Origin of the sequence: Hymenobacter translucens (assembly GCF_020685205.1) — a bacterium.
In the GTDB taxonomy this organism is placed as follows: Bacteria; Bacteroidota; Bacteroidia; order Cytophagales; family Hymenobacteraceae; genus Hymenobacter; species Hymenobacter translucens.
In genome coordinates this window covers 412,964-426,381 of record NZ_JAJERB010000002.1, presented here as the reverse complement: position 1 = coordinate 426,381, position 13,418 = coordinate 412,964, and the positions used below count along the sequence as shown (strand labels likewise).

General features: G+C 61.9%; 11 protein-coding genes. 4 read left to right on the top strand and 7 right to left on the bottom strand.

The window, feature by feature from the left end; translation table 11 throughout:
- Nucleotides 1–45 precede the first annotated feature (45 nt).
- From rpoN to LJY25_RS05520, 3 genes are all read left to right on the top strand, one after another.
- A complete protein-coding gene (gene rpoN, locus LJY25_RS05530; RefSeq protein WP_227607243.1) occupies nt 46–1,629 on the top strand; it encodes an RNA polymerase factor sigma-54 in 1,584 nt (527 codons plus the stop codon).
- 261 nt (nt 1,630–1,890) lie between these two features.
- Nucleotides 1,891–2,460 carry a hypothetical protein gene (locus tag LJY25_RS05525; RefSeq protein WP_227607242.1) on the top strand — a complete coding sequence of 190 codons (570 nt, stop codon included), beginning with the start codon at nt 1,891–1,893 and terminating at the stop codon, nt 2,458–2,460.
- Between the two features lie 172 nt (nt 2,461–2,632).
- A complete protein-coding gene (locus LJY25_RS05520) occupies nt 2,633–2,878 on the top strand; it encodes a hypothetical protein (protein ID WP_227607241.1) in 246 nt (81 codons plus the stop codon).
- Between the two features lie 10 nt (nt 2,879–2,888).
- Here the strand turns inward: LJY25_RS05520 and LJY25_RS05515 are convergent, their stop codons facing one another.
- On the bottom strand, nt 2,889–4,289 hold the full coding sequence (locus LJY25_RS05515) for an FAD-dependent oxidoreductase (RefSeq protein WP_227607240.1): 1,401 nt from the start codon (nt 4,287–4,289) through the stop codon (nt 2,889–2,891).
- A gap of 471 nt (nt 4,290–4,760) precedes the next feature.
- On the opposite strand from LJY25_RS05515, the gene LJY25_RS05510 reads away from it, so the two are divergent.
- On the top strand, nt 4,761–7,484 hold the full coding sequence (locus LJY25_RS05510; RefSeq protein WP_227607239.1) for a TonB-dependent receptor: 2,724 nt from the start codon (nt 4,761–4,763) through the stop codon (nt 7,482–7,484).
- A gap of 113 nt (nt 7,485–7,597) precedes the next feature.
- Here LJY25_RS05510 and LJY25_RS05505 read toward each other — a convergent pair whose 3' ends face one another.
- From LJY25_RS05505 to LJY25_RS05480, 6 genes are all read right to left on the bottom strand, one after another.
- Nucleotides 7,598–8,203, bottom strand: a complete 606-nt coding sequence (locus LJY25_RS05505; RefSeq protein WP_227607238.1) for an alpha-ketoglutarate-dependent dioxygenase AlkB family protein — start codon at nt 8,201–8,203, stop codon at nt 7,598–7,600.
- Between the two features lie 3 nt (nt 8,204–8,206).
- On the bottom strand, nt 8,207–8,899 hold the full coding sequence (locus LJY25_RS05500; RefSeq protein WP_227607237.1) for a hypothetical protein: 693 nt from the start codon (nt 8,897–8,899) through the stop codon (nt 8,207–8,209).
- Between the two features lie 91 nt (nt 8,900–8,990).
- Entirely contained in the window at nt 8,991–10,277 is a 1,287-nt protein-coding gene (gene kynU / locus LJY25_RS05495; RefSeq protein WP_227607236.1) for a kynureninase, read from the bottom strand.
- A gap of 66 nt (nt 10,278–10,343) precedes the next feature.
- Nucleotides 10,344–11,369: an amidohydrolase family protein gene (locus LJY25_RS05490; RefSeq protein WP_227607235.1), complete on the bottom strand. Its 1,026-nt coding sequence runs from the start codon at nt 11,367–11,369 to the stop codon at nt 10,344–10,346.
- Nucleotides 11,370–11,524: 155 nt separating this feature from the next.
- Nucleotides 11,525–12,820 carry a glycosyltransferase family 39 protein gene (locus tag LJY25_RS05485; RefSeq protein WP_227607234.1) on the bottom strand — a complete coding sequence of 432 codons (1,296 nt, stop codon included), beginning with the start codon at nt 12,818–12,820 and terminating at the stop codon, nt 11,525–11,527.
- A gap of 9 nt (nt 12,821–12,829) precedes the next feature.
- Nucleotides 12,830–13,360, bottom strand: a complete 531-nt coding sequence (locus LJY25_RS05480; protein WP_227607233.1) for a 3-hydroxyanthranilate 3,4-dioxygenase — start codon at nt 13,358–13,360, stop codon at nt 12,830–12,832.
- Nucleotides 13,361–13,418: the final 58 nt, after the last annotated feature.

Below are 13,418 nucleotides of genomic sequence, written 5' to 3'. Positions count from 1 at the left end.
GGAGGCGGCTATTCCGCGCCCTGCCTCCCGAACCCCATTTGGCGTATGCAACGACTTGACATGAAGCAGCTTCTCTCGCAGAAGCTGTCGCCCCAACAGATACAATTCATTAAGCTTCTGCAGATTCCGACTGTCGAGCTGGAGGCCCGCATCAAGGAAGAGCTCGAAGCCAACCCCGCTCTGGAAGAAGGCGACGAGGATGCCGACGACGCGGAAGAGCAGGAGCGCGACGATGAGAATGATTCGGACGAGGACTTTGACGACCCCGATGCCGAGTTCGACAACGACGACAATACCCTGGATGAGGACTTCAGCGAAGCCGGCACCGACGAGCAGCCCGAAATCGAGCTGCCCAAGGCCGAGGAAGCACCCGAGCAGAACGAGCCCGACAACACGGACCTCGACCTGAGCGACTACCTCAACGACGACGAAATAGCCGGCTACAAGATGCAGGGCGACGGACCCGGCGACGATGACGACGGCCGCGAGATGCCCCTGGCCGACACCGGCTCCACCCTTACCGACTCCCTGCTCGACCAGCTTGGCTTTGCCAGCCTCGACGAAAAGCAGGAAGCCATTGGCCGTCAGCTGATCGGCTCCATCGACAACGACGGCTATATCCGCCGCGACCTGTCGGCCATTGCCAACGACCTGGCTTTTTCCCAGAACATCGAGGCCTCGGAAGACGAGATTGAGACGGTTCTGCACCTGATTCAGTCGTTTGACCCGGCCGGCATCGGGGCCCGGGACCTGCGGGAGTGCCTGCTGCTGCAGCTGGAGCGCCGCCCCGGCGACGAAACCGTGGAAGCCGCCGAAGCCATCCTGACTGAATGCTACGACGAGTTCACCAAAAAGCACTACCCCCGCATTCAGCAGAAGCTGGACCTGGAGGACGACGAGCTTAAGGAAGCCATTGCCCTGATTCTCAAGCTCAATCCCAAGCCCGGCGGCTCGGGCCCGGTGGGTCTGGGCAAGGTGCAGTACATCATCCCCGACTTTATTCTGACGGTGGAAAACGGCGTGTTCAACCTCACGCTGAACTCCCGCAACGCCCCGGACCTGCGGGTGGCGCCGGCCTACACCGAGATGTTCCAGACCTACGACAAGGCCGCCAAGAAGGACAAGAAGATGAAGGAGGCCGTCACGTTCGTGAAGCAGAAGCTCGACTCGGCCCGGTGGTTTATTGATGCCATCAAGCAGCGCCAGCAAACCCTGCTCCGCACGATGGACGCCATCGTGCGCTACCAGCACGACTTTTTCCTGGAAGGCGACGAAAGCAAGCTGCGGCCGATGATTCTGAAGGACATTGCCCAGGAAATCAACATGGACATCTCCACGGTGAGCCGGGTAGCCAACAGCAAGTCGGTGCAGACGGAATTCGGCATCTACCCGCTCAAGTACTTCTTCTCCGAGGGCATTGCCACCGACTCGGGCGAGGATGCCAGCTCCCGGGAGGTCAAGCACATCCTGAAAGAAATCATCGACGGGGAAAGCAAGCGCAAGCCCCTCTCCGACGACAAGCTGGAAAAGATGCTGAACGCCCGGGGCTACAACATTGCCCGCCGCACGGTAGCCAAGTACCGGGAGCAGCTCAACATTCCGGTGGCCCGCCTGCGTAAGGAGCTGTAGCGTGCTCGTTGTTCGTTGTCAGTTGTCAGTTGTCAGAACGATACACACAACGGACAAGGCACAGACTGACAAGCCTTTCTGCCCATCGGGTGGAAAGGTTTTGTTTTTGGACGTCGAATTCCATCTGGTCGCCAGAAACGGGGCCATCAACTGACAACAAGCAACTGGCAACTAATGCCAGGTAAGTAGCTTTGCGGTCCTATACCTGCCAACGTGAGCCGGCACCTTGCCAACCTGCTTTCAGTAGTACTTCACCCTCTTTTGCTGCCAACCTATCTGGCGGCCCTGCTGTGCTATGGCCTGCCCGGTGCCGGCTCAGCCGCGGTCCCGGCCGACCGGGCCGGCGTGGTGGCGTTGGTGGCTGGCCTTACGTTTCTGCTGCCGGCCCTCGCAACCGGCCTGCTGTATAAGCTGGGCAAAATCACTTCCCTGGAGCTGGGCGAACGAAGGCAGCGCCCCCTGCCCCTGCTGCTCGGTGCTCTGAGCTTTGGTGCGGCTGCGTTTCTGCTGCACAACCCGGCCCGCTACGACGCCCTGCTCAGCCAGATGCTCGTGGGAATGACCATAGCCGTGCTGCTGACCACGCTTATCACGCTGCGTTGGAAAATCAGCGCGCATGGGGTGGGTATGGGTGGGGCGTTGGGGTTGCTCCTGCTGGTATATCCCCGGCTGGCCGGCTCCTTAGTAGTAGCAGGTGCTGTAGCAGCGGCCGGCGCCGTCCTATGGGCCCGGCTGCGCCTACAGGCCCATACACCGGCCCAGGTGTACGCCGGCTTTGCGCTGGGCCTTGGAACAATGTTCGGAATGGGGCTGGGGTTGCTGATAGGCTGATGCCAGCTCATCCGTAGTTCATTCAGCCAGAAAAAAGAGCCGTTCGCTACGTAAAAAGAAGAATTCAGCTAATACAATAGTGGAGTTTCCCAAAATGATACTAGATTTGAACACGATTTAGAGGAAATATCCTCAAAAAACCATAATTCTCCGGTTTTTTACCATTTTGTGTATGCCCCGGTCTATCCTCACCCTGATTCTCTTTGCCGTTTCTTTTACGGCAATGCTGGCGTTTACCCTTGCAGCCGTTCGTACGGCCTCAGCCGCCCCGGAACCAGGAAGTTATGGTACGAGCCTGGAGGAAACGGAAGTAGCCAACCGGTCTGCCGGTAAGAACAGCCGTCCCGCGGCACTGACGGATGCCCGGTCGCTGCGCCGGAACGCCTTCGACCAGCCCCGGGTGGTCAGCAACCTGTAGTCGGGTTGGCTTAAAACACCTTTTCCTGCTCGCGGCGGGCCATTTCCTGCCGTACCAGCTCCTGCACCTCAGGGCGCTCATAGTCCGCCTCATCCTGAATCAGGGGCATCACCCGGCTCATAATCTGTTCCTGCTGCCGCCCGTTGGTCAGGGCTTCGGCATAGGGAATGTGCGAGAACGTGACCTGGGAGTATAGCGAAAGCCACTGGCCGGGAAACTGCGCCGAAATCCTGCTTTCAATCTTTTTTTGCAGCAGAAACCGGGGGTCGGCCACCCGGTCGCGCATTTCTTCGAAGTTGTAGACGGCCAGGTCCGCAATGGCATCGGCATCGGGCTTGCGCTGCTGCTGAAATTCGCGGAAGATGGTAAGCCAGTCGCTGCCGTAGCGGCCCATCAGCTCGTTTAGCACGGTGCAGTCTTCGAACCCGGCATTCATGCCTTGCCCATAAAAGGGCACAATGGCGTGAGAGGCGTCGCCAAGCAGCAGCACGTCGTCGTCGAAGGCCCAGGGAAAGCAGCGGATGGTGACCAGCGAGCCGGTTGGATTCTCGAAGTACTCGGTTTCGAGCTCCGGCATCAGCGGCACGGCATCCGGGAACACCTCTTCGAAAAACGTCCGCACCTGCTCACCGGTCTGCTGCGAAGCAAACGAGTGCGGCCCTTCGAACGGAAAGAACAGGGTACAATTGAAGGAGCCATCGAGGTTGGGCAGGGCAATCATCATGTACTGCCCCCGGGGCCAGATGTGCAGGGCATTCTTCTCGATCTGCCAGGCCCCATCGGTGCCGGCGGCAATCGTCAGCTCCTTGTAGCCGTACTCCAGGTATTTCTGGGAGTAGTCGTAGCGGTCCGTTTTCTGCAGCACGCTCCGTACCGCGGAAAAGGCTCCATCGGTACCGAACAGGTGCCGGAACGGTACGGTTTCTACCTGCCCGGTGTTCCCGTCGCGCAGCTGCAGGGTGTGCTTGGCCAGGTCTACGTTCTGGCACTGCTTGGTGAAGCGCAGCGTGATGCGCGGGTCGGCCTCGGCCAGATCAAGCAGGGCCCGGTTCAGCCCGGCCCTCGAAACCGAGAAGATTGCCTGGTTGTCCTGGCCATACGCCTGGTGGGTAAGGTTGCCATGCACGTCGTGCATCACGCGGCCGTACATCGGAATGCCCACCCGCCGGATCTGCTCCCCGATGCCGACCCCGTCCAGAGCCCGCCACCCGCGGTCCGACAAAGCCAAGTTGATGGAGCGGCCTTCCACTATGCCGGCCTTCCGCAGGTCAGACCGGCGCTCAAACACCTCGACCTGGTGCCCCCGCTGGGCTAGGTACAAAGCCAGCAGGGAGCCCACCAGCCCCGCTCCCATTACGGTAAGCGGCTCAGACGTAGACTCGGTAACAGCAGAAGCGGTGGTGTCGGACATGGGGCAGAAATCTAGTAAGGAGGCGGGGCCGGAGGATTGAGGCGAAAGTAACAGTTTAAGCGCGCTTAGCGGTAGGGAAGGATATCACTGAGCAATGGGCCGGCTTGCCGACAGTTCTGGCGACTAGAAACGAGGTATAGACACTGATTCTAAGACCAGTGAGAATATCTTTTGTTTTTTCATGATTAATTTTATATTATTCGATAATATTCCAGTCAACTACGCCAACCGGCCTCTCTGTTCCGGGTCGATGCATCCATCGGCTTTATCTGTGGTTCGTGCGCTTGGCTGCCGAATTCCGGAGCACAACGAGCTGCGAGCAGGGTTAAAAGGGTAGGAATGCCATTCTACCCGACAAAGCAGGCTGTTTACCTAAAAGATGATAGATCAACTGGATTTTATTTAAAAATCCCTCAAAAAAGCCTTATTTTTGCAAGATTTCCTTCATTTTTCTACTGCCCTTTTCCTTCTATGACACACCTTTACCGATCCTTACTCCTGAGCTTGCTTATGCTGGCGGCCTACTTGCCGGCCTGGGCTCAGGCTGAAAACGTTACGGTCAGCGGCACCGTGACAACCGATACCGGCGAGGCACTGCCGGGTGCGACCGTATTTATTAAAGGCACGTTCATCGGCACCAGCACCGACCGCGACGGCAAATTTCTGCTGAAGGCCGACTTCAGCAACCCGCCGGTGGTGTTGTCGGTATCGTTCGTGGGCTTCGAAACCCAGGAGGTCAGCTTGACCGCCCCCGACAATGATGTGAAGGTGGGCATGAAGATCAGCTCTAACCTGACGGCCGAGGTGATTGCCTCTGCCTCGCGCATTGAGGAAAGCCTGCTCCAGGCTCCGGTGACGGTCGACAAGCTGACCGAGCGCCAGGTCGAGCAGATCACGACTCCCGACCTGCTTTCCGGCCTGGCCCGGGTGCGCGGCGTGGACGTGAGCAGCTCCAGCCTGTTGACGTCGAGCATCAGCACCCGGGGCTTTAACAGCTCCCGCTCCGAGCGTGTGATTCAGCTGGCCGACTACATGGACACCCAGCTGCCCTCCCTGAGCAGCAACTTCGGCAACCTGCTCGGCATTCCCGATCTGGACGTGGAAAGCATTGAGATTGTGCATGGTCCGGCTTCGGCCCTGTACGGTGCCAACGCCTTTAACGGCGTGGTGCTGTTCAACTCCAAGGACCCGTTCGTGAATGAGGGCCTGACCGTGCGACTGCGCGGCGGCAACCGGAACCTGTTCGATGGCCAGATTCGCTACGCCACCCGCCTCGGGGAGCGGTTTGCCTTTAAAATCAGCGGCGGCGCCCTGACGGCCCGGGACTGGATTGCCGACAACGAAAACCCGACCGACCTGCTGATCGAGCCCAACAACCACGAGCGAACCTCCAACCTCGGCTACGACGCCGTGAACCGCTACGGCGACGTGGGCTTCCGGTATGCTCCCGGCCTTATTGCCCCCGGCACACCCAATGCCCTGGGTGGGCAGACCGTATTTCTGCCCGGCTACACCGAAACCGAGCTTATCGGGAGCGGCAGCAACCAGAACACCCACATCTACAAAGTGCAGCCTTCGCTTTCGATGCTGCTGACCAGCAATGTGAAAGCCACCGTTGACTACAAGTGGGTGAATGGCAGCACGATCTTCCAGAGCGCCAGTCGCTACCGGTTCCAGAACAGCGGCAGCCACCAGGGCCGGGCCGAAGTGAAAGGCACCAACTGGTTTGTGCGCGCCTACTCCACCCGCGACTACTCGCCGGATCCTTCGGACGACAAGACGTCGTACAACCTGGGCTTTTTGGGCGGCTTCCTGCAGAACACGGTTGTTCCCGGCTCGACGGCCACCTATGCTCAGCGCTACTTCCAGACCTACGCCCAGGCCTACAACCAGGCATTCTACGCTCCCGGCGGCAATGCCACCAGCGCCGCTGCCGCTGCCCGTGCCTTTGCCAATGCCAACGCTCCCCAGCTGAAGCCGGGCACGCCGGAGTTTGAGGCGGCCCGCACCCGCATTCTGCAGGACTCGCGCCCCGGCCAGGGCGCAGTTGTGCAGCTCCGCTCGATCCTGAACGACGCCAGCGCCCAGTACAACTTTAAGTTCGAGTTTGCCGACGTAATCGTGGGCGCGGCCTACCGCCAGTTCCGCCTTGGTTCCGAAGGCTCCTTGTTCGAAGACACGCCCGGTGGTGACCGTCTGCTCAACCACGAGTACGGCGGCTACGCCCAGATTACGAAAACCATGCTCGACAACCGGCTGAAGCTGTCGGTAGCGGGCCGGGTGGATGAGTTCAAGAACTTCAGCCCTGCCTTCTCGCCCCGCGCTTCGGTGGTGTACTCGGCCGGCGCCGACAAGAAGCAGAACTTCCGCGCCAGCTATAGCCGCGCATTCCGCTCGCCTACTCAAACCGACCAGTATATCCGCCTCGACGTAGGCCGGGCCCTGATCCTGGGCAACATCAAAAATGGCTACGATGGCTACAAGCTGGCCGTGCTGGCCGGAGGCTCGCCGGCTGACGGCAACAACCTCTACCATGCCGACAAGCTCCGCCTGGAAGAAGTAAATACCGCGGAAGTAGGCTACCGGGCCGTACTGGGTGACAACCTGTTCGTGGATGTGGATTACTTCCGCAGCTTCTACAACGACTTCATCGGCACCCAGACCTTCGTTGGCAAAACCGACGGTACGCGCCCGGCTCCGGCTGAGCTGGCTACCACCAATGCGCCCGGCAGCACCGTGCGCGTGCTCCAGATTTCGGCTAACATTGCCCAGAAGGTGGAAACCCAGGGAGCTTCCATTGGCCTGAGCTACCGGTTTGGCGCCCCCCTGACCGTGGCAGCCAACTACAGCTACAACGAAATCTTTACCGGCAAGCTGCCCGAAGGCTTCCAGACCTTCTTCAACACGCCCAAGCACAAGTACAACGTGGCCCTGGAAGGCGCCATGATGAAGCGTCTGAGCTACAACGTGAACTACCGCTGGAGCGACTCCTTCCTCTACGAGTCTACATTTGCCCGCGGGCAGGTAGCCGCTTACCACACGGTAGACGCCCAGGCTGGCTTCGCGTTCCCGACCCTGCACACCACGCTGCAGGCCGGCGTTTCCAACCTGTTCGACGCCGGCAACGTGCAGGTGTACGGCAGCCAGGGCATCGGCCGGCTGGGCTACGTAGGCCTGCTGTTCGAGCTGCGCTAGCCTTCTTCCGGCTATTAGCTTTCCGCTGCTAGCTGTTGTTGGCTGACGTTCCTACAAAGAAACAGAATACAAAAAGGGCTTATTCCTGCGGGAGTAAGCCTTTTTGCTGCCGGCTACTTCCGGGCGCCTGCCGACGAGACAAGCCGAAAGGTGAGGTTGAGCCGGGGGCCGACGGGGCGGGCCGTTTTGGGCACGGCGTGCAGCCAATACCGCTGCGTGAGGCCCCGCATGACCAGCAGGCTGCCGCTGGTCAGGTCCAGCGCGACAGGTGGGGCGAGGCCGGGCTTGCGGGGGCGCAAGCGGAAGCGCCGCGCCGCACCCAAACTCAATGAAGCAATAACCGGAGCCGGACCCAGCTCCGGCTCATCGTCGGCGTGCCAGCCCATGCTATCCTGTCCGTGGCGGTAAAGGTTGAGCAGCACACTGTTGAACCGCGTTCCGGTGGCCTCTTCCAGCAGCTGCCGCAGCGCAAGTAGGGTGGGCGTCCAGGGCAGGGGCTCCAGGCTCAGGCCAGAGTAACGGTAGCGGGCTTCTGCGTCGCCGTACCACGCTGATAGCCGGGGCTGCAGCACCGCCTTGCCGTAGAGCTGAATCGACTCCTGCCGCCAGGCAATGGTGCTGGCCAGTTCGGCCAGCAGCCGGTTGGCCGACGCTGGTTCCAGAAAAGCCGGGTCGAGCAGGACGTCGGCGGAGGTCAGGGCCAGCAAAGTGAGCGGCATTGCTTACTGCTGCCGCTTCATAAGCTGCTCCACCTTGTCCCGGACCTCTTTCGGCTGCTGCTTAATCAGGTAGGGCATGGCTTTCTGCAGGCCCCACACAATCAGAAAGCAGATGACGATGGGAAGCATGATGCCCCGGCTCCGGAAAGCAGTGGCTTGCACGTAGCGGGGCCAGAACCAGAAAATATAAATCAGCGTGGCCGGCACATTGAACAGCAAGGTTCCCACGAACGGGTCCAGGCCCTGCTGCAGAATGGCCCAGTTCAGCACCTGCCCACCCAGCAGCACATAGCCGATTACAAACCCCACCAGCCCCAGCAGCGCCCATTTGCGGCCGAGCCGGAACAGGTTCATTCCCAGCAGCACACCCCCGCCAATCATCATGGACATCGGCAGCATCGAAAACATGGCAATCGTGCCCTTCGAGTACAAAGCCGGCAGATTGGCTTCGGGCTCGGCTTCGGTTTCACGCTCGGCCAGCTGCCGGGCGGCAACCGCCTGCTTCTGCTGCTCCTGAACTACCTGCTCCAGCTCCGGGCGGAGGGCGGCTTCGTCGGGGTGGGGCTGCCCCCGGCGGGCCAGCTCGTCGAAAGCGGCCAGCACGGCATCCTCGCGGTACTGGGCGCGGCCCGAAATGTATTCGCGCAGCTCGGCGTCGGTTTTGCGGGCCATTTTATCCGCGTATTCTTCGGCCATTGCGTGGGTTCCTTGAGGTTATAAGTCTATCAGCCGCCCGTTGGGGCAGCCATTCGGTTTTTACGGAAATGCGGGAAGAACAACCAACCCGCTACCGGGCGCCGGCAGCCCAGGAAGCCAAGGCTGCGCCCACCTGCTGCACGTCAGCAAACGAGTTGTACAGCGGCACCGGGGCCAGGCGAATTACGTTGGGCTCCCGCCAGTCGGCCACGATACCCTGGGAAGCCAGGAAGTCGAACAGCTCCCGTCCCTGCCGGTGCACCAGCACGGAAAGCTGACAGCCCCGGGCGGCCGGGTCGGCCGGCGTAATGATTTCGAGCGTCGACGCCGGCAGGTGAAGGTCGCCAATCACAAATTCCAGGTAGGCGGTGAGCTGCTCGCTCTTGCGGCGCAGCGCGGCCATGCCTCCGGCCTCGTCCACAATAGCCAGCGCGGCGCGGTGAATGGCCATCGGGAAGATCTGGGCGTTAGAGAGCTGCCAGCCGGCGGCCCCGGGCATAGGCCGGAAGCCCTTCTTCATCTGAAACCGGTCGGACGGGTCGTGGCCCCACCAGCCGGCCAGGCGGGGCAGGTCGGGGCAGTTGGCGAACCGCTCGTGCACGTACACCCCGCTGGTGCCGCCGGGCCCGGAGTTCAGATACTTATAGGTGCACCAGCAGGCAAAATCCACGTCCCAGTCGTGCAAATATAGCTCGAGGTTGCCGGCAGCGTGGGCCAGGTCGAAACCAACCATAGCCCCTACCGCGTGGCCGGCCCGGGTGATGGCGGCCATGTCGAAGGCCTGCCCGGTATAGTAGTTTACTCCGCCCAGAATGATGGTCGCCAGCGAGTCGCCCAACTCCTGAATCCGGGCCTCGATGTCCTCGGTGCGCAGGGTATGCTCGCCCGGCCGCGGCACCAGCTCTACAATGGCGTCGTCGGGGGCGTAGCCGTGCAGCTTCACCTGGGATTCCAGCGCATACTGGTCCGACGGAAACGCCCCGCCTTCCATCAACACCTTGTAGCGGGTAGCGGTGGGGCGGTAAAACGAAATCAGCAGCAGGTGCAGGTTGGTGGTCAGGTTGTTCATCACCACCACTTCCACCGGGCGGGCTCCTACCAGGCGGGCCGAGCCGTCGGTCAGCGTTTCGTGGTAGTGCATCCAGGGAGAGGTGCCGTGAAAGTGGCCTTCCACGCCCAGCCGCTCCCAATCCTGAAACTCCTGCTCCACGGCGGCGCGGGCGGCTTTAGGCTGCAAACCCAGCGAATTGCCGCACAGGTAGATGCTTTCCTGGCCGCTGGGGCCGGGCGGGATGTGGAAACGCTGACGAAACAAACGAAGCGGGTCCTGGGCATCGAGCCCGGCGGCAAAGGCAGGAGTGTTCTGAAAGGAAGTCATTGGGGCAAAGATAGGCAGCCCGGCCACGGGGCGGGACCACAAAATTCCGGCCCTGCCGGCCGCCGGCTAGTGCACCAGGGGCTTGGCAAACTGGGTCTGGGGCAGGCCAAGCCAGGTCAGGGCGTTGGCACCCAGCATCCGGGCCTTTAGTTCGTCGGAGTAGGGCATGGAGCCGATCAGCTGCCCGGGCTCCAGCTCGCCCAGCGGAAACGGGTAGTCAGTGCCCAGCACAATCTTGTCGGCCCCCAGCGTCTTGACCAGGTAGTCGAGCATCAGCGGGTCGTGCACGAGCGAGTCAACCCAGAACCGGCCCAGGTACTCACGCGGATTCACGGGGTTATCGACGGCGCAGAGGTCGGGGCGGACGTGGAAGCCATGCTCGATGCGGCCGATGGTGGAGGCAAACGAGCCCCCGCCGTGGGCCACGGCCACGCGCAGCTTGGGCAGGCGCTCCAGCACGCCCCCGAAGATCAGGGAACACAGCGCCAGGGTGCTTTCGGCGGGCATGCCCACCAGCCAGGGCAGCCAGTACTTGGGCATCTTCTGCTGGGCCATCATATCCCAGGGATGCACGAACACGCAGGCGCCCAGCTCCTCGGCGGCGGCAAACACCTCGAACAGCTCGGGGGCATCGAGGTTCCAGTCGTTGACGTGGGAGCCGATCTGAATACCGGCCAGGCCCAGCTCCTTTACGCAGCGCTCCAGCTCGCGCACGGCCAGGTCGGGGGCCTGCATGGGCACCGTGCCGAGGCCCACGAACCGGTCGGGGTAGCGGCCGACCACGCCGGCAATGTGGTCGTTGAGCAGCTTGCTCAGATCCAGTGCGTCGAGGGGCTTGGCCCAGTAGCTGAACATCACCGGCACCGTGCTGAGCACCTGCACGTCCACCCCGAACTGGTCGTACTCGCGGATGCGCACCTCGGGGTCCCAGCAGTTGTCCTGGATTTCGCGAAAGAACTTGTCGTCCTGCATCATCCGGGCGCAGCAGGGCTTGTGGTGCTCGAGCCGGATAAAGCCGCCGTAGCCATACCGCTCACGCAGATCAGGCCACCGCTCGGGCAGAATGTGGGTGTGGATGTCGATTTTCAGCACGGGTAGAAAGCGGGGCGGGTGCCGACAAATATACAAATCAGCCCGAGGGCGTCCCAGCCTTTAAACGTCCGGTGTAAGCCACTGAGCTAGCGGGCAAAACGACCGGTGCCAAGTGGCCGTGGTGCGTCATTCCCCTGAAATACAACCGACGCGCGCTAGTCGGGCTTTGGCTTAAAGAAGTTGTGCCGGTATGCTTCGGCCGTGGTATTATCCCAGGCCAGCGCGCCGGTGCTGTACTGCCGGGTTTGCCAGAGGTTGAGCACAATGCCCAGGGCCAGCACCGTACGAGCCGCGAAATACCGCCAGCGCGGCCCGTTTTGGGTTGACGCTACCAGCGCCGCCAGCGGCAACGCCAGCAGCGGGTACAGGCTGATAAGGGAGCGTTGCCCGAAGCTGCCGCCGTACCACCACTGCTCCCAGCTAAAGGTGACGTAGAGCACGACGGGCACCAGCAGCAGCGTGGGCAGCAAAGCAGCCGGCACCCAGCGCCGCAGCCAGCCCACGCTCAGCAGCGCTACCAGCATCAGGGGCGTGTACAGCAGCCAGCCCTTGCGGAAGCTGAACAATCCGTCGAGCAGGTGGGGATGCCGGAAGTCAAATCCGTCTTCGTAGGTATATACCAGCCACTGTCCGCTCACGACCCGCCAGAATACCAGCTGCAGGCTGACCAGGACCAGGGCCAACAGCACGGCCCCCGCCACTACGCCTATGTGCCGCCCGAGAAACCCGAGCCGCCCCCTTATCCCCGCCGCCGAGGTAATGCCCCAGGCCAGCGGAATCAGGGCGAAAAGCGCCTCCGTTGGCCGGGTAAGTGCAGCCAGCCCCAGAAACAGCCCGATACCCAGGATCCAGCGGGGCCGGGGCGTTTCGTACCAGCGCGCGGTGCAGTACAGCAGGGACGCCTGCCACAGCAGCAGCGGGGCGTGGGCCATGGCCGCCTCAAAGCTGAGGTAGTGAAAGGCGTTCGTGCCCAGCCCTACCGCCGCCAGCGCCCAGGCCGCGGGGCCGTCGTCGAAGTAGTGGCAAAGCAGCTTGCGCAGAACCCAGAGCCCGAGCAGGCCATAGCACAGGCCGGCCACCATTATGCTCTGCTGGTAGGGCCGACTGAAGCCGTCGGCCGGCTGGCCGGTGGCTTGCGCGTACAGGTGGGCGCCGGCAAACCAGGGCAGCTGCGCCAGGGCCACGCCCAGCGGGTACTTCGAGATAACGCGGCCGTTGGCCAGCGTCAGCAAGCCCATGTTGTGGTGGTGGCTGGGGTCGTGGACAGCCGCTTGCAGCCGGGCCAGGGAGTCGGCCCGGCCCAGGTCGTGGTAGATAAAGGCCGAAGGCAGGTACACGTAGTACCCTCCGGCATCCCAGTCGAACACTTCCAGCGGCTTCCAGCGGCGGTCCTGAAACATGGCCAGCAGCGCCAGCGCCGCCGTCAGCAGCCACACGTAGGTGGAGCGCATGCGCAAGCGTTAAGGGGTCACCGGCGCGGGCGGGGCCATCACCTCCCCACAGTTCGAGCAGGTGCGCTTTTCCTCCGACTGCCAGAAGCGGTTCATGATGGGCGGCAGTTGCTGCACGATGTCGGTGATTTCGGCAAACTCCTCGTAGAGCTTGGTGCCGCAGTTTTCGCAGTACCACTGAAAGCCGTCGAGCTCCCCGGCCGTGCGGTAGCGCTCCAGCACCAAGCCTACGGTCCCGGCGGGGCGGCGGGGAGAGTGCGGAACCCCGGCCGGCAGCAGGAACATCTCCCCGGCCCGGATGGGAATATCCACCGGCTTGCCGTCCTCGATAATCTTGACCACGATGTCGCCCTCGATCTGCAGGAACAGCTCCTCGCCTTCGTCGTAGTGGTAGTCCTTGCGGGCGTTGGGTCCGCCTACGACCATCACGATAAAGTCTTTGTTGTCTTTGAACACCTGCTGGTTGCCCACCGGGGGCTTCAGCAAATGACGGTGCTCATCAATCCACTTCTGAAAGTTGAAAGGCCGGGCAACGGGCATGGGACTATGATTGAAGGTGCTGAGGTGGGAAAGGGTCTGAGGGTGCAGTAAACGAATG